The sequence below is a fragment of the Jatrophihabitans sp. YIM 134969 genome, from assembly GCF_054456675.1.
Window position 1 is genome coordinate 84,484 of the sequence record NZ_JBTJEQ010000007.1, and the last position, 18,541, is coordinate 103,024.

At 74.2% G+C, this 18,541-nt stretch carries 22 protein-coding genes; 12 read left to right on the forward strand and 10 right to left on the reverse strand.

Annotated elements, in window-relative coordinates:
* Positions 1-23: 23 nt before the first annotated feature.
* A complete protein-coding gene (locus tag ACXR2U_RS05940) occupies positions 24-563 on the reverse strand; it encodes a sigma-70 family RNA polymerase sigma factor (protein WP_458824061.1) in 540 nt (179 codons plus the stop codon).
* A 134-nt stretch (positions 564-697) separates the two neighbouring features.
* Between ACXR2U_RS05940 and ACXR2U_RS05945 the strand changes: the two genes are divergently transcribed.
* Together ACXR2U_RS05945 and ACXR2U_RS05950 are read left to right on the forward strand one after the other, a co-directional pair.
* Positions 698-1,393 carry a zf-HC2 domain-containing protein gene (locus ACXR2U_RS05945; RefSeq protein ID WP_458824013.1) on the forward strand — a complete coding sequence of 232 codons (696 nt, stop codon included), beginning with the start codon at positions 698-700 and terminating at the stop codon, positions 1,391-1,393.
* Positions 1,390-3,027: a copper resistance CopC/CopD family protein gene (locus tag ACXR2U_RS05950; protein ID WP_458824014.1), complete on the forward strand. Its 1,638-nt coding sequence runs from the start codon at positions 1,390-1,392 to the stop codon at positions 3,025-3,027. Before ACXR2U_RS05945 ends, ACXR2U_RS05950 begins: the two co-directional genes overlap by 4 nt.
* Positions 3,028-3,042: 15 nt before the next feature.
* On the opposite strand, the gene ACXR2U_RS05955 is transcribed toward ACXR2U_RS05950, so the two are convergent.
* Complete coding sequence (locus tag ACXR2U_RS05955) at positions 3,043-3,507, reverse strand: SRPBCC family protein (protein ID WP_458824015.1); 465 nt, start codon at positions 3,505-3,507, stop codon at positions 3,043-3,045.
* A 227-nt stretch (positions 3,508-3,734) separates the two neighbouring features.
* Between ACXR2U_RS05955 and ACXR2U_RS05960 the strand changes: the two genes are divergently transcribed.
* Both ACXR2U_RS05960 and ACXR2U_RS05965 read left to right on the forward strand, forming a co-directional pair.
* Positions 3,735-3,971 (forward strand): hypothetical protein, encoded by a 237-nt coding sequence (locus ACXR2U_RS05960; protein ID WP_458824016.1) that lies wholly within the window; start codon positions 3,735-3,737, stop codon positions 3,969-3,971.
* On the forward strand, positions 3,968-4,411 hold the full coding sequence (locus tag ACXR2U_RS05965) for a hypothetical protein (protein ID WP_458824017.1): 444 nt from the start codon (positions 3,968-3,970) through the stop codon (positions 4,409-4,411). Before ACXR2U_RS05960 ends, ACXR2U_RS05965 begins: the two co-directional genes overlap by 4 nt.
* On the opposite strand, the gene ACXR2U_RS05970 is transcribed toward ACXR2U_RS05965, so the two are convergent.
* Positions 4,377-4,898 (reverse strand): DUF2000 domain-containing protein, encoded by a 522-nt coding sequence (locus ACXR2U_RS05970; RefSeq protein ID WP_458824018.1) that lies wholly within the window; start codon positions 4,896-4,898, stop codon positions 4,377-4,379. The genes ACXR2U_RS05965 and ACXR2U_RS05970 overlap by 35 nt on opposite strands.
* 66 nt (positions 4,899-4,964) lie before the next feature.
* Here ACXR2U_RS05970 and ACXR2U_RS05975 point away from each other — a divergent pair, with 66 nt between their 5' ends.
* Together ACXR2U_RS05975 and ACXR2U_RS05980 are read left to right on the forward strand one after the other, a co-directional pair.
* Positions 4,965-5,432, forward strand: coding sequence for an Lrp/AsnC family transcriptional regulator (locus ACXR2U_RS05975; RefSeq protein WP_458824019.1), 468 nt, complete (start codon positions 4,965-4,967; stop codon positions 5,430-5,432).
* Between the two features lie 122 nt (positions 5,433-5,554).
* On the forward strand, positions 5,555-6,139 hold the full coding sequence (locus ACXR2U_RS05980; protein WP_458824020.1) for a MarR family transcriptional regulator: 585 nt from the start codon (positions 5,555-5,557) through the stop codon (positions 6,137-6,139).
* A gap of 25 nt (positions 6,140-6,164) precedes the next feature.
* Here ACXR2U_RS05980 and ACXR2U_RS05985 read toward each other — a convergent pair whose 3' ends face one another.
* The 3 genes from ACXR2U_RS05985 to ACXR2U_RS05995 form a co-directional block, all read right to left on the reverse strand.
* Positions 6,165-6,566: a hypothetical protein gene (locus tag ACXR2U_RS05985; protein WP_458824021.1), complete on the reverse strand. Its 402-nt coding sequence runs from the start codon at positions 6,564-6,566 to the stop codon at positions 6,165-6,167.
* 272 nt (positions 6,567-6,838) lie between these two features.
* Complete coding sequence (gene ychF / locus ACXR2U_RS05990; RefSeq protein WP_458824022.1) at positions 6,839-7,912, reverse strand: redox-regulated ATPase YchF; 1,074 nt, start codon at positions 7,910-7,912, stop codon at positions 6,839-6,841.
* Positions 7,913-7,923: 11 nt separating this feature from the next.
* Positions 7,924-8,697 (reverse strand): SDR family NAD(P)-dependent oxidoreductase, encoded by a 774-nt coding sequence (locus ACXR2U_RS05995; RefSeq protein ID WP_458824023.1) that lies wholly within the window; start codon positions 8,695-8,697, stop codon positions 7,924-7,926.
* 130 nt (positions 8,698-8,827) lie between these two features.
* On the opposite strand from ACXR2U_RS05995, the gene ACXR2U_RS06000 reads away from it, so the two are divergent.
* Together ACXR2U_RS06000 and ACXR2U_RS06005 are read left to right on the forward strand one after the other, a co-directional pair.
* The gene (locus ACXR2U_RS06000; RefSeq protein WP_458824024.1) at positions 8,828-9,946 is read left to right on the forward strand and encodes a DNA recombination protein RmuC; all 1,119 of its coding nucleotides are present in this window, start codon (positions 8,828-8,830) and stop codon (positions 9,944-9,946) included.
* A 90-nt stretch (positions 9,947-10,036) separates the two neighbouring features.
* Positions 10,037-10,816, forward strand: coding sequence for a DUF6542 domain-containing protein (locus tag ACXR2U_RS06005; RefSeq protein ID WP_458824025.1), 780 nt, complete (start codon positions 10,037-10,039; stop codon positions 10,814-10,816).
* A 73-nt stretch (positions 10,817-10,889) separates the two neighbouring features.
* Here the strand turns inward: ACXR2U_RS06005 and ACXR2U_RS06010 are convergent, their stop codons facing one another.
* A complete protein-coding gene (locus tag ACXR2U_RS06010) occupies positions 10,890-11,843 on the reverse strand; it encodes a 4-hydroxy-3-methylbut-2-enyl diphosphate reductase (protein ID WP_458824062.1) in 954 nt (317 codons plus the stop codon).
* Between the two features lie 107 nt (positions 11,844-11,950).
* Here ACXR2U_RS06010 and ACXR2U_RS06015 point away from each other — a divergent pair, with 107 nt between their 5' ends.
* From ACXR2U_RS06015 to ACXR2U_RS06025, 3 genes are read left to right on the forward strand one after another with little or no spacing between them, the layout of a single operon-like run.
* On the forward strand, positions 11,951-12,817 hold the full coding sequence (locus ACXR2U_RS06015) for a hypothetical protein (RefSeq protein ID WP_458824026.1): 867 nt from the start codon (positions 11,951-11,953) through the stop codon (positions 12,815-12,817).
* Between the two features lie 7 nt (positions 12,818-12,824).
* Positions 12,825-14,030 (forward strand): exodeoxyribonuclease VII large subunit, encoded by a 1,206-nt coding sequence (gene xseA, locus ACXR2U_RS06020; protein WP_458824027.1) that lies wholly within the window; start codon positions 12,825-12,827, stop codon positions 14,028-14,030.
* Positions 14,027-16,393, forward strand: coding sequence for an ATP-binding cassette domain-containing protein (locus ACXR2U_RS06025; protein ID WP_458824028.1), 2,367 nt, complete (start codon positions 14,027-14,029; stop codon positions 16,391-16,393). Before xseA ends, ACXR2U_RS06025 begins: the two co-directional genes overlap by 4 nt.
* Positions 16,394-16,423: 30 nt before the next feature.
* Here the strand turns inward: ACXR2U_RS06025 and ACXR2U_RS06030 are convergent, their stop codons facing one another.
* A complete protein-coding gene (locus ACXR2U_RS06030) occupies positions 16,424-16,858 on the reverse strand; it encodes a MarR family winged helix-turn-helix transcriptional regulator (protein ID WP_458824029.1) in 435 nt (144 codons plus the stop codon).
* On the reverse strand, positions 16,855-17,274 hold the full coding sequence (locus ACXR2U_RS06035; RefSeq protein WP_458824030.1) for an SRPBCC family protein: 420 nt from the start codon (positions 17,272-17,274) through the stop codon (positions 16,855-16,857). Before ACXR2U_RS06035 ends, ACXR2U_RS06030 begins: the two co-directional genes overlap by 4 nt.
* Before the next feature lie 99 nt (positions 17,275-17,373).
* Between ACXR2U_RS06035 and ACXR2U_RS06040 the strand changes: the two genes are divergently transcribed.
* Positions 17,374-17,598, forward strand: coding sequence for an exodeoxyribonuclease VII small subunit (locus ACXR2U_RS06040; RefSeq protein WP_458824032.1), 225 nt, complete (start codon positions 17,374-17,376; stop codon positions 17,596-17,598).
* A gap of 74 nt (positions 17,599-17,672) precedes the next feature.
* Here ACXR2U_RS06040 and ACXR2U_RS06045 read toward each other — a convergent pair whose 3' ends face one another.
* Positions 17,673-18,512, reverse strand: coding sequence for an SDR family oxidoreductase (locus tag ACXR2U_RS06045; protein WP_458824033.1), 840 nt, complete (start codon positions 18,510-18,512; stop codon positions 17,673-17,675).
* Positions 18,513-18,541 lie beyond the last annotated feature (29 nt).

Sequence of the window (18,541 nt, forward strand, 5' to 3'; positions counted from 1 at the left end):
GGAACGGCGCGCGGCTCCCGGGGTCAGTCGGCGAGCGTCGCGGCCCGGAGGTCGTCGCGGGCGCGGGCGACCCGGGATCGGATGGTGCCGACCGGGCAGCCGCACACCGCGGCCGCGTCGGCGTAGCCGAACCCGAGCACCTGGGTGAGGACGAACGCCTCGCGCCGCTCGGGTTCGAGAGCCCCGAGCAGCAGGTCGAGGTGCACGGCGCCCGCGTGGTCCGGGGCGGCCGCCGAGGGCGCCTCGTCCGGCTGCTGCCCACCCCGGCGACCTCGGTCCCGGACGGCCGCGCCGACGGCGTCGGCGCAGACGTGCCGGGCGATGCCCAGCAGCCACGAGCGGGCGGGAGCGCGGCCCGCGTACCCGCGCAGCCCGGCGAACGCCCGGGCGTACGTCTCCTGCGCCAGGTCGTCGACCTGACCGGCGGGGCCGAGGTAGCGGCACAGCCGCCACACGTCGTCCTGGGTGGACCGCACGAAGGTCTCGGCCGCGGCGGTGCTGCCCCCGCGGGCGGCCAGCGCCGCCGTCGTCACCGGGTCGGACGCGGCGTCCCACGGCGTCACGTCCTCGCGCGTGGCGCGGCGGCGCGCGGGAGTCGGCACGAGCCGAAGGGTAACCACCCACGGTCCGGGCGAGGCGCGGGTCACATCCCCCCGCGCCCGGGAACCGAACGGGGCGGCGGGGCGACCGGACCCGCGTGAGGTGTGAGGAGTACCGGGACGCCGCGTCCGCGACGCTGGACGGCGAACCGGCCGGCGCGCCCGCCGCGACGCTCGACGAGCACCGCGTGACCTGTGCGGACTGCCGGGCCTGGCAACGCGACGTCGAGCTCATCACCCGCCGGGCGCGCCTGCGCGAGGCCGACGGCGCCCCCGCCGATCTGGCCGACCGGGTCCTGGCCGCGGTGGCGCGACCCGCGCTGCGTTCCCACCGGCGGGTGACCGTGCTGCGGTGGCTGCTCGCGGTCGTCGGCGTCGCCCAACTCGCGGTGGCCGTGCCCTCGCTGTTCCACGACGATCTCGGCATGTCGATGTCCGCCCACGCCTCGCACGAGGCGGGCGCCTGGAACCTCGCCGTGGCCGCCGCCCTGCTGCTGGTCGCCGCACGCCCGGCCCGGGTCGGCGGTGCCCTCGCCGCGATCGGGACGTTCGTCGTCGCCCTGGCGGCGCTCTCGGTGGCCGATCTGCTCGACGGCGGGGTCGGGCTCGAGCGGCTCACCACCCACGCGGCCGTCGCGGTCGGCGCGGTCCTGCTCCTGGCGTTGCACCGTGCAACGAAGCGACCGCCGGGACGTGTCCCTGTCGACCCGGCCGTCGCGGACCCGGCGCAGGAGTCGTCGGCACTGCGGACGTGGTCGGCACGGTTGGACCGTCGCCCGCGCGACGTGGCGTGAGGACCGCGACCCGCCGCTGGTGCGTGCTGCTCGCGGCCTTCGCCGTGGTGGTGCTGACGGCTCTGGTCGGCGCGCCCGACGCCGCGGCGCACGCGACCGTCACCGGCTCGAACCCGGCCGACGGCGCGGACGTCCCCACGACCCCGACGACCGTGTCGATCTCCTTCGACGAGGCCGTCACGCTCGATCCGGGCTTCGTCAAGGTGGTCGACGGGAACGGCGGGGAGGTCGAGTCCGGCAAGGCCACGGTGAGCGGCGACGGCCGGACCGTCGAGGCCCCGCTGAAGAGTGGGCTGCCCCGCTCGGCCGGCTACCTGGTCAGCTTCCGCGTGGTCTCGGCGGACGGGCACCCGGTCTCGGGCACGGTCGCGTTCACGGTCGCGGGCGGGACGCCGGTCTCGCCCACCGACGTCGGCTCCGGGACCTCCCCGCTGGTCGAGGGTTTCCTCGACGCCGGCGCCGCCATCGGGTTCATCGGCTTCGGGGTCGCCGGGGGCGCCTGGCTGGTGATCAGCCGCCGGGCCGGGGTGCTGGACAGCCGCCGCGTGCGGGTGGTCGTGCGGGGTGGCCTGCTGCTCGCGCTGGCCGGCAGCGTGATCCAGGTGCTGCTGCACGGGCCGTACGTGGCGGGCGCGGGGAGCACCGACTCCCCCTGGTCACTGCTGGCCGACACCGTGCGCTCGGCGTTCGGGATCGCCCAGCTCGTCGTGATCGTCGCCCTGCTCGGGGTGTTGACGTTGGCCCGCCGCATCGAGCGCATGACCGAACCGTTGCACCCTGCACAGCAGCGGGTCATCGGTGCCGCCGCCGTCCTGTGGGTCGTCGCACTCGGGGCGCTCGCGGCCGCCGGCCACGCCCGGGTGCGCCCGCCGGTCTGGCTGAGCTTCCCGAGCACCGTGCTGCACCTGCTCGCCGTCACCACCTGGGTCGGCGGGGTGGTCGTGCTGCTCGCGGTCGTCGTCCCGAACGGCGACCCCGCCGCCGCGGTGCTGGTGCGGCGGCTGTCACGGGTCGCGGTGTGGTGCGTCGTGGTCGTGGCGGTCACGGGGGTCGTCCAGGCCTGGCTGGAGACGTCGTCGTTCTCGGCGCTCACCGACACCACCTACGGACGCCTGGTCATCGTCAAGTCCGCGCTGTTCCTCGTGCTGGTCGGGCTCGGTGCCCTGGCCCGGTGGTGGCTGCGTACCGACGAGCCGGTGCGGGCGGTCCGGCGGGGACTGGTCGTCGAGGCCGTCGTCATGGCGGGTGTGCTCGCGGTGACGTCGGTCCTGATCTCCGAACCGCCGGCCCGGACCGCTTACGCCGCCGAGATCGCCACCCGGCCGGCGTCGACGACCGCCTCGCTCGGGGGGTCGCAGTCGGCGACCGTGACCGTCACACCCGCGCGGCGGGGTGCGGTGGGGATCTCGGTGCGCCTGGCGGGGACGACCGAGGTCGAGGACGTCTCGATCTCGGCCCTGCAGCAGAAGCGGGGCATCGGCCCGGTCGAGGTCGACCTCGAGTGGCAGGGCGGCCCACTGTTCACCGCGTCCGGTGTGGTGCTCCCGGTCAGCGGACCGTGGACGTTCACCCTGCGGGTGCGGGCGTCACAGTTCGACGCCGTGGTCGCCGACGTCACGATCGACCTGGCGTAGCGGCGTCCGTCCCGTTCAACGCTCGGCGATGGTCTTGATCGCCGCGAGGGTGGCCGGGATCCCGGTGCGCGCGGCGTCGGTGCGGTTCTCGATCTGGGCGGGTGCGTCCTCGCCGTACTTCGTCGCGAAGCCGGTGAGACCCGCCGGCGTGAACTCCCAGGTCTCGGTCACGGCCGTCCCGCCCTCGGCGGGTGCAAACCGGTAGCCCCACCGCACCCAGCCGTCGGCGACGACCCAGGCGAACTCGCGCCCGGGTTCGGCCGCGACGACCCGGCTGCGGGTCTCCCAGGTGCGGTCGGGGGTGACGTTCCGGCCGGTGAACGTGGCACCGACCACCGCACCCCGCTCGGGGTCGTCCCACCAGCAGGTCTGGCAGATCGGGCTCCACTCGCCCGTGCGGGCGATGTCGGTCACCAGGTGGTACAGATCGTCGGCGTCGCGGGCGACGACCACGGTCTCTTCGTGGCGGCGGGCGTCCATGCCGTCGATCATGCCGGGCTCGGGGCCGCGGCGACGTGTGGGTGGTTGCCGGACGCCTGCCAGCGTGTTTCCGGCAACCAGAGGGTCGATACCCGGCCTTGAACGCGTTCAAACAGGGTGTCCGACGCAGCCTGGAAGCGGGTAGGCCCACATCTGCCTGCCGGCACCCGCCGGATCCCGGACCGGATCCACCGACCCTCGGTCGGACGCACGCAGGGAGACACCAGATGGCAGACCTCGCCACCGGATCGCGCGACATCAAGGAGCACGGCACCACCTCGTTCGCCGACCTCGGCAAGGAGATGTGGGCCTACCTCACCGGCAAGGGCGCCGCGATCAACTACGAGTTCGTCGACATGACCGTCGAGGTCCCCCGCGAGACCGGCGCGGACTCCCCGCGGGCGACGTGGAAGCTGAACGGGACGCTGCGCATCACGACCGCCGAGGGCGTCTCCGACCGGTGACGCTCCCGACGAACCGGACGACCGTCCAGGCCGATCTGCGCCTCGAGATCGACGGTCGTCCGGTTGCGGTCACGGGCGACGGTGACCACCTCCGGGTCGAGGTCTCCGACCCGGCCGCGGTGGCGGCGGTGCTGAGCTCCACCGCGCTGCCGGCGGGTCTCCCACGGGCGTCGGTCCGGGGTGCGGTGCGGCGGGCGGCGGACGTCCTCGCCGCGAGCGGCGTGACCGTGACGGTCGTCGGCCCGGCCGGTCGACTGGTCACCCTCGGCGCGCGGGCTCGTACCGGCCGGGCCACCCGGTTCCTGACCGGGACCGAGCACCTCGACCTCGGCGCGTGGTCGGCGGTCGGGCCCAGCGCCCGCCCGGTGTTGGCGTCGGCGTGGCAGCGGCTGCGGGCGACGGTCGTCAGGCGGGTGCGGCAACGCCTGGTTCGGCGCTGACGGGCCCACCCAGCAGTTCCAGCCCCTTCACGAGTTTCGCGACGCGGTTCTTCGGCCCGACCAGGCTGACGGCGTAGAGCCGCAGGTCGGTGGCGGCGGTCGAGGCCACGGCGTCGCGGTACTCGTCGTAGACGCGCGTGGTCTGCGCGGCCTCGGGCATGTCCGCGACGAACACACCCCCGCCCGCCAGGGCGCGGGTGCGCAGGTCCGCGAGCGTCGCGGCGTCGGCGGCGAGCACGCTGCACCCGGCCCAGGGCAGCCCGGGGTGCACGCCGCCGTCGGGGTCGACGGCGTCGGGACCGAGCAACCCGTCGACGCCGTCCTGGGTCGCGGCGGCGACGCACACCGCGGCGTTGACGGCGATGCCCGCGGGCAGCGACCCGTCGACGACCACGACCCACTTGAGCCGGGCGGCGCGGGTCGGGTTGGCGGTGTCGATCTCGTCGGGCGCGAAGCCCACGGTGGACGGCGCAGGTGCGGAGGTCACGGCGCGACGCTATACAGAACTCGTGCCTAACGGGTCGAAGTCCGTACGTCGTACGGCGGAACAGCGATGACGACGCACCTCGACGCCGTCGACCGGGCGATCCTGGCCGCCCTGCAGGACGATCCACGGCGGACCAACCGCGACGTCGCCGCCACCGTAGGCGTCTCGGCCAGCACGGCGTCGGAGCGCACCCGGGCCCTGCACGACCGCGGCGTGATCCGTGGCGCGGTCCTCGACGTCGACCTCGGCGCCATCGGGCGTCCGGTCCAGGCGGTCATCGCCGTGCGCATCCGGCCGCCGTCGCGCCGGGTCATCGAGGCGTTCCGCGAGTGGGTCCGGGCGCTGCCCGAGGTGCTCGGCGTGTTCGTGACCTCGGGCAACGAGGACTTCCTCGTCCACGTCGCGGTTCCCGACAACGACAGCCTGTACGCGTTCGTCATCGACCGGCTCACCCAGCGCACCGAGATCGCCGACGTGCGGACCTCGGTGGTCTACGAACACCTCCGCAACGACCGTGTCGACCCGGCGACCTGAGGCGACAACACCGGTCCACCCGCGCCCGTGACACGCTCGAGACGAGAAGTTCGGGCGCCGAGCATCTTGCTAAATCTGCGTGAAGTGGACGAGGATGGGCTCCTCCCTCGAAGGAGCCCCCCGTGCCCACTCCCGGTCGCCCCGCCCCTCACGCCGCCCCGCCCGACGCCGACGACCCCGAGGGGCACCGCCGACGCACCGACCTCGCCTGGATCCGGACCTGGCAGCGGATCCGCGCGGCGATGAACGCCGTCGACGGCCGACTGGCGTGCACCGTGAGTGCCGGCGAGGCGCCCGCCGCGGTGGTGCACGAAGCGCTGGCGGCGATGGTGGCCGCACCTCGGCGGATGCTGCCGGTCCCGAAGCTCGCCGCGTCGCTGGGGCTGACGACCGACGAGACCACCCGACTGGTGGACCGCCTGGTCGAGGCGGGGTTCGCGTGCCGACGGCGCTCCAGCGCCGACCGGAGGGTGGTGTTCGCCGCCCTGACCGACGAGGGCGTGGCTCACGAACGGGTCAGCACCCGGCAGTACGCCGAACAGCTGCAGATCGAGATGAGCGTGCTCGGCCCGGCGCGCCTCGCGGAGCTGCAGGACATCGCGTCCGTGCTGAGCGGGTGGACGACCGAGGACCTGGGCGCCGACCCCGGCCCCGGGACGCCGGCACCCAGCTCCGGCGGGGCGTCGATCGAGTGGGGGGCGGGATGACACACCGGGGCTGACCGGCTCACCCTCACCGTGAGGTCTGGTGGCCCCAGTGACGACGGGCCCGACCGAGCCGGCCCCGCACACCTCGCGCGCCCGCGCCGCGGGCCACGACACCGGTGGGCGCCCGTTGCACCCGGAACACCGGGTCGTCGTAGGGGCCGCGGACCATGCCGCGCCACGGTCGCCCGATCGCGGTCACCTCGAACCGGATCAGCGCCACCCACTGGGTGTCGGCCTCGCAGCTGCCGACCTGGTACACCACCGGCGCCTCGGTCGAGGGCACCGCGGCGGCGGTCTCGTCGTCGTCGAGACCGCGCTCCGCGCACCACCGCCGCCAGTGTTCGGTGAGCAGCAACCTGGACTCGGCCACCGCGCGCGCCTGCGCGGCGGCGTCCACCGCCGCTCCGGTCGTGTCGAGCAGTTCCACGCCGACCACCCCCTCCCCACGGGCCCCCGCCCGGTCGCCTCCCGGCACGTCCGACTCGGCCCACCCCGCGCCGACGGCCTTCCAGCCGGTCAGCTGTTCGGTGTCGAGTCGGCTTCCCGCACAGACCCTTCGATCCCGAGTGATCTGCGTGTGAACTGTTGTACTCGGGATACCGCGGGTAACGGTCAAACTGGTGCGGAGCTCTCAGCAGCGGTGGGGGTTCGACGGAGCAGCGCCCGGTCGTGACGCCGGGAGCGAGCGACCGCGGCGGGCTACACGTTGAAGCGGAACTCCACGACGTCGCCGTCCTGCATGACGTAGTCCTTGCCCTCGATGCGGGCCTTGCCCGCCGCGCGGGCCGCCTGCAGCGAACCCGCCTCGACCAGGTCGTCGTACGAGACGACCTCGGCCTTGATGAAGCCGCGCTCGAAGTCGGTGTGGATCACACCCGCGGCCTGCGGGGCCGTGGCGCCCTTCTTGATGGTCCAGGCCCGCGACTCCTTGGGGCCGGTCGTGAGGAAGGTCTGCAGACCGAGGGTGTCGAACCCGATCCGCGCCAGCTGGTCCAGACCGGACTCGGTCTGGCCCATCGACTCCAGCAGTTCCCTCGCCTCCGCGGCGTCGAGTTCGACGAGCTCGGACTCGGTCTGGGCGTCGAGGATGACGGCGTCCGCGGGGGCGACGAGCTGACGCAGCGAGTCGAGGAACGCGTCGTCGGCGAGTTCGTCGGGGTCGACGTTGAACACGTAGATGATCGGCTTGGCCGTCATCAACGACAGCTCCCGCAGCGGCGCGCGGTCGAGGCCCGCGGCCACGATCGTCCGGCCGGAGGCGAGGACGTCGGCCGCGACCTGGGCCGCGACCACGACGTCGTTCCTCGACTTGTCGGTCCGCGCCTCCTTCTGCAGACGCGGCAGCGCGTTCTCGATCGTCTGCAGGTCGGCCAGGATCAACTCGGTCGAGATCGTCTCGATGTCGTCCTTCGGGGAGACCTTGCCGTCGACGTGCACGACGTCGGGGTCCTTGAAGGCGCGGACGACCTGGCAGATCGCGTCGGCCTCGCGGATGTGGGCGAGGAACTTGTTGCCCAGGCCCTCCCCCTCGTTGGCACCGCGGACGATGCCCGCGATGTCGACGAACGACACGGTGGCCGGGACCACCTTGGCCGAGCTCGACAGCTCGGCCAGCACGTCGAGGCGGGGGTCGGGCACCCCGATGACGCCGAGGTTGGGCTCGATGGTTGCGAACGGGTAGTTCGCCGCGAGCACCTCGGCACGGGTGAGGGCGTTGAAGAGCGTCGACTTGCCGACGTTGGGCAGTCCGACGATGCCGATGGTGAGAGCCACGGGCTGTCAGTCTAGGTGTTGGGGTTCCCGGCCGGACGCAGCCGGAGACCGCCCATCCCGCCGTCGACGGCCAGTTCGACGCCGGTGGTGGACCCCGCGGCGGGCGAGGCGAGGTAGACGACCGCGGCGGCGACCTCCTCGGAGGCGACCAGCCGGCCGTGCGGCTGTCGCGCCTCGAGGGCAGCCCGTTCGGCGTCGGGGGCGTCGGCGGACTCGAGCAACCGCCGGACCCACGGGGTGTCGGCCGTGCCCGGGTTGACGGCGTTGACCCTGATGCGGTCGGGCATGCCGTCCGCGGCCATGGCGCGGGTCAGCGCCGAGACCGCGCCCTTGCTGGCCGAGTAGACGGCGCGCTGCGGCAACCCGGCCGTGGCCACGATCGACGAGGTCGTCACGATCGCCGCACGCTGCGAGCGCTGCAGGTGCGGCCAGGCCGCTCGCGAGACCCGGGCCGTGCCGACGACGTTGACGTCGAGCACCCGGTGCCACTCCTCGTCCGAGGCGTCGACCACGCCGCCCTGCGCACCGATGCCCGCGTTGTTGACGACGACGTCGAGGCCGCCGAGCTCGCGGACGGCGGTGTCGACGGCGGCGCGCACCGCGGCGTCGTCGGCGATGTCGGCGACGAGGTGGACGACGCCGTCGGGCAGGTCGGCCGGCCGCTCCGCGCTGCGGTCGAGGGCGGCGACCGCCGCGCCCTCGGCGACGAAGGCCCGCACGACGGCGAGGCCGATCCCCGACGCCCCACCTGTCACGAGCGCCCGGATCCCGTCCAGCTGTGCCACGGGGCCGACCCTACGGCCCCGACCCGGCGGGGCGACGGTGCCGTTCGCCGCCTGATCAGCGCGGGTCGACACGGCGTCGTGGTCGTCGTCCTGACGGAAACTGTCGGACCCCTCTGCGAGCGTCTCGGGCATGGACGTCCCGTTGCTCGTCGTCGCCCTCGCCGTCGTGGCCGCGCTGCTGCTCGGTGTGCTCGTCGGCGCCTTCCTCACCCGGGCACCACGCACCGGCGCCGAGGCCGCGAGCCGCACCGCCCAGGACCTGGAGCGTCGCCAGCTCGCGGTCGCGGGCATGGTCGGCCCGCTCACCGACAGCCTGGCCCGGCTCGACGTCCAGCTCGACCAGCTCGAGCACGACCGGGCCCGCACCGAGGCGGGTCTGACCGCGCAGCTGCGGGGCATCGCGGCGAGCTCGGAGGAGCTGCGGCGCGAGACCGCCACCCTCCGCACGGCGCTGCGCACCCCGCACGTGCGGGGCCGCTGGGGCGAGACCCAGCTCGAGCGCACGGTCGAGGCGGCCGGCATGCAGCGTCACGTGGACTTCGACGTGCAGGTGAGCAGCACCGCCCCGGGTGAGGACGGCGCTGCCGTCCTGCGGCCGGACATGGTCGTGCACCTGGTGGGCGGCAAACACGTCGTCGTCGACGCCAAGGTCGCCCTCACGGGCTACCTCGACGCCCTCGAGGCGCCGGACGAACGGACCCGTGACGCGCGCCTGCGCGACCACGCCCGTCACCTGCGCACCCACGTCGACACCCTCGCGGGCAAGCGCTACCAGGAACGGTTCGCGCCCTCGCCGGAGTTCGTCGTCTGCTTCGTCCCGGCGGACGCCGTGCTCGACGCCGCGCTGCGCGCCGATCCGACCCTGCAGGAGCACGCCTTCGGGCGGGGCGTCGTGCTCGCGACCCCCTCCACGCTGGTCGCGCTGTTGCGCACCGTCGCCTACACCTGGCGTCAGGAGGCCCTGGCCCGTGACGCCCGCGAGGTCCACGAGCTCGGCCGTGACCTCTACCAACGGCTCACGACGCTCGGCGGGCACGTCGACAAGCTCGGCCGCAGCCTCACCGGCGCCGTCGAGTCCTACAACCGCGCGGTCGCGTCGTTGGAGTCCCGGGTGTTCGTCAGCGCCCGCCGCTTGCGCGACCTCGGGGTGGTCGACCCCGACGACGACGCGACCGTGCTCCCCGCGCCCGCGCAGGTCGAGGCGACGACCCGGACGCCCGCCCTGCCCGACCTCGGGCGGGTGTCGTGAGCGGTCCGCCCGGATCGGGTGGGTGGGAACACCCTGAAGGGCCGCCCACGCCCGCGGGCTCGCGGTCCGGACGACCGGTACGGTCGGGGCGTGACCGAATCGCGACCTCCGGGGCCGTCCCGGCACGCGGATCCCCGGTCCTCGGACGTCGCGGGCGCGAACCCGCTGCAGCGGCCGCTGCCGCCGGGACTGCAGCGCCGCCCTGATCCCTCCCGTCGCGGTCCCGCGGCGACCGTCACCGCTCGCCCCGCGCACTCCGCTCCCGACCAGCCGGCACCCCGTCAGGCACCTCCCGCCGAGCGGTCCGCGGACGGCGCGGCCCCGACCGAGCGACCCACCGGCCGGCCCAGCCGGTCCGAGCGGCTGGCGGCCGAGAGCGCGGCGGGGAGGCGGGCGGCGCGTGCCGACGCTACGGCCATCCCGCTCATGGCACCGCCGGCGTGGCAGGTCGCGGGCGTGCAGGCCGAGGAACGTCAGAGCGCGGACGAACGTCCCGCCACCGAACAGCGGGGCCTGCCCGGCTGGGCCGGGCTGGTCGTGCTGCTGGTCATCACCGGCATCGGCGGGCTCGTCGACGCCCTGGCCGGTGCGGGCATCAAGGGCACGTTCTCGATCGGGCTGGTCGTCGGGTCGCTCGTGGCGATCCTCGTGGTGCGTCGTTCCGGGATGTTCCCGGTCGTGGTCGCACCGCCGCTCGTGTACTTCATCGCGTCGGCCGTCCTGCTCTACGTCCGCTCCGACGGCCTGTCGAACCGCGCCGCGATCACCGACGCCGCGGCCAGCTGGCTGGTCTACGGGTTCCCGGCGATCGCCGGCGCTACCGCACTCGTGCTCATCGTGGCCGGCGTGCGCATGATCCTGCACCGCTGAGCCGACCGGGTGCCGGCGAACCGGTGACCGTGGTGCGTCTGCGGAGGCGGCGCGACCGCGCGCACCGCTCAGGTCAGTGCGAGAGCACCCGCAGCTCGCGCGGCAGCGCGAAGGTCAACCGCTCCTCGGTGTGCCGCACCGGCACGACGTCGCCGAAGCCGCGCTCGACGAGCCACTCGGTCACCTCACGCACGAGGATCTCCGGCACCGACGCACCGGACGACAGCCCGATGCTGGTGACACCCTCGAGCCACGCGGGGTCGATGCCCCCGGCGTTCTCGACCAGGTACGCCTCGTCGGCGCCCGCGGCCTTCGCCACCTCGACCATGCGCACCGAGTTCGAGGAGTTGGTCGACCCGACCACGAGGAACAGCTCGACATCGGGGGCGATCTGCTTGACCGCCGCCTGCCGGTTCTGCGTGGCGTAACAGATGTCGTCGCTCGGCGGCGACGCGAGCGCGGGGAACTTGCGGCGCAGCGCGTCGACGGTCTCGAGCGTCTCGTCGACCGAGAGGGTGGTCTGCGAGAGCCACACGACCCGCTCGGGATCGCGGACCTCGACGTTCGCGACGTCGTGGGGGCCGTCGACCAGGTGGATGTGCTCGGGAGCCTCGCCGGTGGTGCCGACGACCTCCTCGTGCCCCTCGTGCCCGACCAGCAAGATGTCGTAGTCCTCGGCGGCGAACCGGCGGGCCTCGTTGTGGACCTTCGTGACCAACGGGCAGGTGGCGTCGATCGTGCGCAGCTGCCGCTGTTGGGCCTCGGTGTGCACCGACGGCGCCACGCCGTGGGCGGAGAACACGACGACGGCGCCCTCGGGCACCTCGTCGGTCTCCTCGACGAACACCGCGCCGCGGGCCTCGAGCGCCTGCACGACGTAGAGGTTGTGCACGATCTGCTTGCGGACGTACACCGGGGCGCCGTAGTGGTCGAGGGCGTGCTCGACGGTCTGCACCGCACGGTCGACACCGGCGCAGTAGCCGCGGGGTTCGGCCAGCAGGATGCGGCGGCCGGTCGGGGCGGGCACGGCGGCGGGGGCCGCAGCGGGGGTCGACGTGGCGTCGGCACCGGCGGCGGCTGTGTGGGTCACGACCTCGATGGTACGGAGCGCGATCTGTGAGGCAGGCTGTGACCATGAGCTCGCTCCCCACGCCGCTGCGGGCGGCGCTCGGCATCGCCCTCACCGCTGTCGACACCGCTCGCGACACCGTCACGAACCTGCCGCAGAAGGCCGCCGGTCTCCCGGTCGCGGTCGCCTCGCAGGCGGTCCAGCTGTCGTTGCGCGCCCAGCAGCAGTACGCCGCCTACGTCAACAAGGGCGACGAACTGATCGGCGCGTTCCGCGGGGCGCCGGAGGAACCGCCCGCCTGGGCGACGTTCGACGGCGACACCACCACCGCCGAGGCGACCCCCGCCCGCAACACCGCGTTCGACCGCGTGCCCGACGCGGAGGACGAGTTGGCCGAACTGCAGGCGCTCGACGACCTCGAGGGCGTCGCGGACGAGGTCGCCGCCAGCTCGCTGGACCTGCTCGACGGCAGCTACGAGCAGGGCGACGGCCCGCGGCCCACCCCCGGCGCTCCCGACACCGCCGACGAGCTCGACGTCACCCGGGACCCCAGCGGTGACGAGGTCATCGGCGACGACGCTCCCCGCTCGACCGCGCCCCGCGAGCCCGCCCGCAAGGCCACCCGCAAGGTCGCCACCAAGGCCTCTCGCAAGACCGCGCCGGCCGCGCCGGTGAAGAAGGCCGCGGCGGGGAAGGTCGCGGGGAAGGCGGCGGGGAAGGTCGCGAAGAAAGCCGCGAAGAAGGCCCCGCCGACGACCCTCGCGGGTGCGACCGGTGGTCTGCCGGCGAGCCCCGCCGTGAAGCGCGCCGTGGCCAAGGCCGCGGGCCGCACGCCGGACCCGGTCGTGCGCGAGCGGTCGACCGAGCCCGCGGGCACCGACCCCGACGTCAGCGACACCCAGCCCGGCAGCGACCGTCCGGACGAGGTCTGACCCCGGGGTGACACGCCCCGGCGGCAAGCTCGAGAGCACGCCGGAGGAGCCGCTGCCCCTGCGGGTGGTCGCGGCGAAGATCGGCGGCTGGATCGCCCGGCTCGGTGAGGTCTGGATCGAGGGGCAGGTCGCGCAGCTGACCCGCCGCCCCGGTGTGCCCACGCAGTTCCTCACCCTGCGCGACACCGACGCCAACATCTCGATCACCGTCACCTGCTCACGGCAGACGCTGCCCGACACGGTCGCGGAGGGCTCGCGGCTGGTGCTGCGCGCTCGGCCGGACTTCTACCTCGAACGCGGTCAGCTCTCGCTGCGGGCCAGCGAGATCCGACCCGTCGGGCTGGGTGAGCTGCTGGCCCGGTTGGAGCAGCTGCGCCGGCTGCTCGCGGCCGAGGGGTTGTTCGCCGTCGAGCTCAAACGGCCGCTGCCGTTCTGGCCGCACACCGTCGGGCTCGTGACCGGCCGGGCGAGCGCGGCCGAGCGTGACGTCGTCGAGAACGTGGGTCGGCGGGCACCGGGCACCCGGTTCCGGATCGAGAACGTCGCGACCCAGGGCGTCGCGGCGGTGACCGACGTCGTGGGAGCCCTGGAGCGGCTCGACGCCGATCCCGAGGTCGAGGTCATCGTCGTGGCGCGGGGCGGTGGCAGCGTCGAGGACCTGCTGCCGTTCAGCAACGAGGCGATGGTGCGCGCCGTGGCCGCCGCCCGCACACCGGTGGTGAGCGCCATCGGTCACGAGACCGACCGGCCGCTGCTCGACCTGGTCGCCGACGTCGCGGCGTCGACCCCCACCGACGCCGCCCGCCGCGTCGTCCCCGACCTGGCGGCCGAGATCGAGCTGGTCGACGAGCTCACCCACCGGCTGCAGGGCGCGGTCCGGCGCCGCGTCGCGCGCGAGATCGAACTGGTCGCGGGACTGCCGGAACGGTTGCACCAAGCAACAGAGCGTCGGATCGCGACCGCGGCCGCCGACGTCGTCGCTCTCCGCGACCGGTCGCGGCGCCGGGCGTTGGCGCTCGTCGAGGCCGCCGCGTCCGACGTCGGCCACGTGACGGCCCGCATCCGCGCGCTGTCCCCGCAGGCCACCCTCGAACGCGGCTACGCCGTCGTCCAGAACGCCGACGGCGTCGCGGTCCGCGATCCCGCCGAGGCTGTCGGCGAGTTGTCGGTCCGGGTCGCCGCCGGCCGGTTCACCGCCCGCCGCACCCCGTGAACGGCGACGGCACGATCCGCGTCCGCGGCGCGCGCGAGCACAACCTGCGTGACGTCGACGTCGAGTTCCCACGCGACCGCTTCGTCGTCGTCACCGGGGTCTCCGGTTCCGGCAAGTCGTCGCTGGCGTTCGGGACCGTCTTCGCCGAGGCGCAGCGTCGGTACCTGGAATCGGTCGCTCCGTACGCCCGACGGCTCATCGACCAGGTCGGCGCCCCCGACGTCGACGAGATCAGCGGTCTGCCGCCCGCGGTCGCGCTCAACCAGCGCCGCGGCACGCCGTCGTCGCGCAGTTCGGTCGGCACCGTCACCACGTTGAGCAACAGCCTGCGGATGCTGTTCTCGCGCACCGGCGACTACCCCGACGGCGCGCCCCGCCTCGACTCCGACGCCTTCTCGCCGAACACGACCGTCGGCGCGTGCCCGCGCTGCCACGGGGTGGGAACGGTGTACGAGGCAACGGAAGCGTCGATGGTGCCCGACCCGTCGCTGTCGATCCGCGAGGGCGCCATCGCCAGCTGGCCCGGTGCGTGGCAGGGCAAGAACCTGCGCGACATCCTCGCCACACTCGGGCACGACGTCGACCGACCGTGGCGGGAGCTACCGCAGGCCGACCGCGACTGGATCCTGTTCACCGACGAGCACCCGGTCGTCACCGTCCACGCCGAGCGCGAGGCCCACCGCATCCAGCGGCCGTACCAGGGCACGTACACCGCGGCCGCCCCGTTGGTGCTGCGGACGTTCGCCGAGTCCAAGAGCACCGCCGCGCGCCGCCGGGCCGAGACCTTCCTGCACAGTGAGACCTGCCCGATGTGCGGCGGGCGGCGACTCAACGCCGCTGCGCTCGCCGTCACCGTGGCGGGCCACGACATCGCCGAGGTCGCCGGCACCCCGTTGCGGTCACTCGCCGACGTGCTCCGCCCGCTGGCGCGCGACGCGGGTGACACTGCCGAGGCCGCAGTCCGCCGCCTGCTGGCGGGCGATCTCGTCGCCCGCATCGACGACCTCGTCCGGCTCGGCCTGGGCCACCTCACCACGGCCCGCACCACCCCGACGCTGTCCGCGGGCGAGCTGCAGCGACTCCGGCTCGCGACCCAGCTGCGGTCGGGGTTGTTCGGCGTGGTCTACGTCCTCGACGAGCCCAGCGCCGGCCTGCACCCGCGGGACGCCGAGGCCCTGACCGGTGTGCTCGACGCCCTGCGGGAGGCCGGCAACTCGCTGCTGGTCGTGGAGCACGACCTCGCGCTCGTCCGACGCGCCGACCACGTCATCGAGATCGGACCGGGAGCCGGGACGCGCGGCGGCCGGGTGTTGCACAGTGGAACGGTCGCGGACCTGCTCACCGTCGAGGGCTCCCCCACCGCCGCCGCGCTGCTGGCCGGCCCACCGACGCCCGCGCCGCGCCCGGCCACCGACGTCGTCATCGGGCTGCACGACGTCTCCCGTCACAACCTGCACCATCTCGACGTCGAGATACCGCGGACGCGCCTCACCGTGCTCACCGGTGTCTCCGGATCAGGGAAGTCCAGCCTGCTCGCGGTGCTCGCCGACCACGGCGAGGCCGCCCGCGACCGGGTCGTGGTGGTCGACCAGACCCCCATCGGGCGCACGCCCCGGTCGAACCTCGCCACCTACACCGGCCTGTTCGACGCCGTCCGGCACGCGTTCGCCGCGACCGACGACGCCGTGGCGCGCGGCTACGACGCCGGCCGGTTCTCCTTCAACGTCGCGGGCGGACGCTGCGAGACCTGCGAGGGCGACGGCTTCGTCGCCATCGAGCTGCTGTTCCTGCCCGGGACCTACGCGCCGTGCCCGACCTGCCACGGCGCCCGCTACAACAGCGAGACCCTCGAGATCCGCCGCGACGGCCTCACGATCGCCGACGTCCTCGCCCTCACGGTCGCCGAGGCCGTCGACCGCCTGGCCGACCTGCCGCCCGCGGCCCGGGCGCTCACCGCCCTCGCCGACGTCGGCCTGGGCTACCTGCGCCTGGGCCAACCGGCGACCGAGCTGTCCGGCGGCGAGGCCCAGCGCATCAAGCTCGCGACCGAGCTGCAGCGCAACCGCCGCGGCCACACCCTCTACCTGTTCGACGAGCCGACCTCCGGCCTGCACCCGGCCGACGTCACGTTGCTGGTCCGTCAACTCCAGGCGCTGGTCGAGGCCGGTCACACCGTGGTCGTCGCCGAGCACGACCTGGGCGTCATCGCCGTCGCGGACCACGTCGTCGACCTCGGCCCGGGTGCCGGTGACGACGGCGGCCGGGTCGTCGTCACGGGCACCCCCGAGCAGGTCGCGGCCAGTGGCACCGGCGCCACCGCTCCGTTCCTGCGCGACCACCTGTCCGGCAGCAGCAACCGGTAGTCCGGGTCGGGCGCCGACCGTCACCGGTCGTCAGTCCGGGGCGGCCAGGCGGCGCAGCCCGGCGGTGAAGCCGGCGGCGACGGTGCGGGGCAGCGGGGCGAGCAGGGCCCGGTCGACAGCCTCGACCGCGTCGACGGCCGGGCCGGCCAGGGCCGCGCCCGCGGGGGTCAGCCGGACCACGCGTGCGCGGGAGTCGCGCGGGTCGACCTCGCGGGCCAGCAGGCCCTTGGCCTCGAGCGCCCGCACCACCTGGGAGGTCATCGCGACGTCGGTCCCGGCGTGCGCGGCGAGCGCGGCCTGGCTCGGGGTGACGTCGTGGTCTTTGAGCCGGGCCGTGCTCGCCAGCAGCACGAACTGCACGTGGGTGAGTCCGAACGGCTCCAGCGCGGCCGTGACCTCGCGCTGCCACCGCAGGGTGAGCCGCCAGAGCAGGAACCCCGGGCTGCGTTCGGGTTGCTCGATCACGCCGCCTCGGCGGCGGCCGCGAGGCCGGCCAGGACGTCGGGGAAGTGCGCCGAGACCGCCCGCCCGATCTGCTCGGCCACCTCCGGGTCGGACGGCCCGGCCACCTCGACCCGGTAGGTGACGCGCGTGCGGCCGTCGTCGGTGGGTTCGAGGTCGTGCGCCACCCGCACGACGACGCCGTCGAGCTCGGTGACGTCGGTGAGCCGCCGACCGGGGTCGAGCTCGGCGATCGTGCTGACGAGGGGTTCCTCGCCGGGCGGGGTCATCCGGAAGGTCGCACCGACACCGAGCGGTGCGTCCAGCTCGATGTGGTCGATGCCGTCGTTCCACGCGCCCCAGCCGTCGACGTCGGCGAGCACAGCCCAGACGCGCGCGGGGTCGGCAGCGGTCACCCGGCAGTACTCCGTGGTCCACATGACGCGTCCTCTCGTCAGAAGGTATGCGCGCACATCATATGCGCACATACCATCCGTCCACACCATGCCCCCGCGACCCACGGACTAGGGTCGCGGACGATGAGCGAGAAGACCGGCGGCGGACCGCCCATGCCGACCAGCTACGAGCAGGCGCGCACCGAGCTCGCCGAGATCGTGCGTGCGCTCGAGGCGGGCAGCCAGTCCCTGGAGGAGTCGCTCGCCCTGTGGGAGCGGGGCGAGGCGCTCGCCGCGCTGTGCGAGACCTGGTTGCAGGCGGCACGGGAACGACTGGCCGCAGGCACCGGCGACACCGACGACCACTGAGGACACCTCCGGCATCAACTCACCGTTGCCGCCTGCAACGGTGAACCGGGACCCGGAGCGGATCCCGCGCGACCTCAGCCGGCCAGGTGGTCGCGCACCGATCGAGGGGCGCGGCCGAGCAACTCGCCGAGCAGCGGGTCGGTGCCGGCGAACAGACCGGCGGCGGCCGCCTCGTACATGCCGAGCAGCAACCGCGCCCGGCCGTTGCCCGCGGCGTCCTGCTCCGCGAGCCACGGCTCGGCCCCGACGACCTCACACCGCACCGGTCGACCCACGACCTCACCCGCGATCTCCGCGACCTCTGCGAACGTGGGGGCCTCGGGAGCGGTGAGGGTCACGGGACCCTCGTACGGCGTCTCGGCCGTGAGGATCAGCGCGGCGGCTTCGGCGGCGTCGTCTCGGGAGGTCCACGACACCGGACCGTCGGCGGGCACGCTGACCACGCCGGTCTCGCGCCACGGGCCGGTCAGCCAGTCCAGACTGTGGAGGTAGAACCCGTTGCGCAGCGAGGTCCACGGCACACCGGATGCCGCGAGGAGGTCCTCGGTGGCGGCGTGCACCTTCGCCGGTGCGAACGGGCTGTCCGGCGCGGCGCCCTGGTGGCTGGTGTAGAGGATCCGCGCGGCACCTGCCGCCACCGCGGACTCGATCGCTGCACGGTGCAACGACACCGCGTCGGCGCCGGGATCGTTGGACGACACCAGCAGCACCTGGTCGGCGCCGCGGAACGCCGACTCCAACTCGTCCGGCTCCTCGTAGCTGCCCTTCCGCACCTCCACACCCCGGGCAGCGAAGCGCTCGGCGCGGGCGGGGTCGCGGGCCACCACGACGAGGTCGGACGGCGGCAGCCGGTCCAGCAGGTGGTCGACGGTGGCCCCGTTCAGGGCTCCGGTCGCTCCGGTCACGACGATCACGGGTGAGCTCCTAGACAGTGGTGGTAACA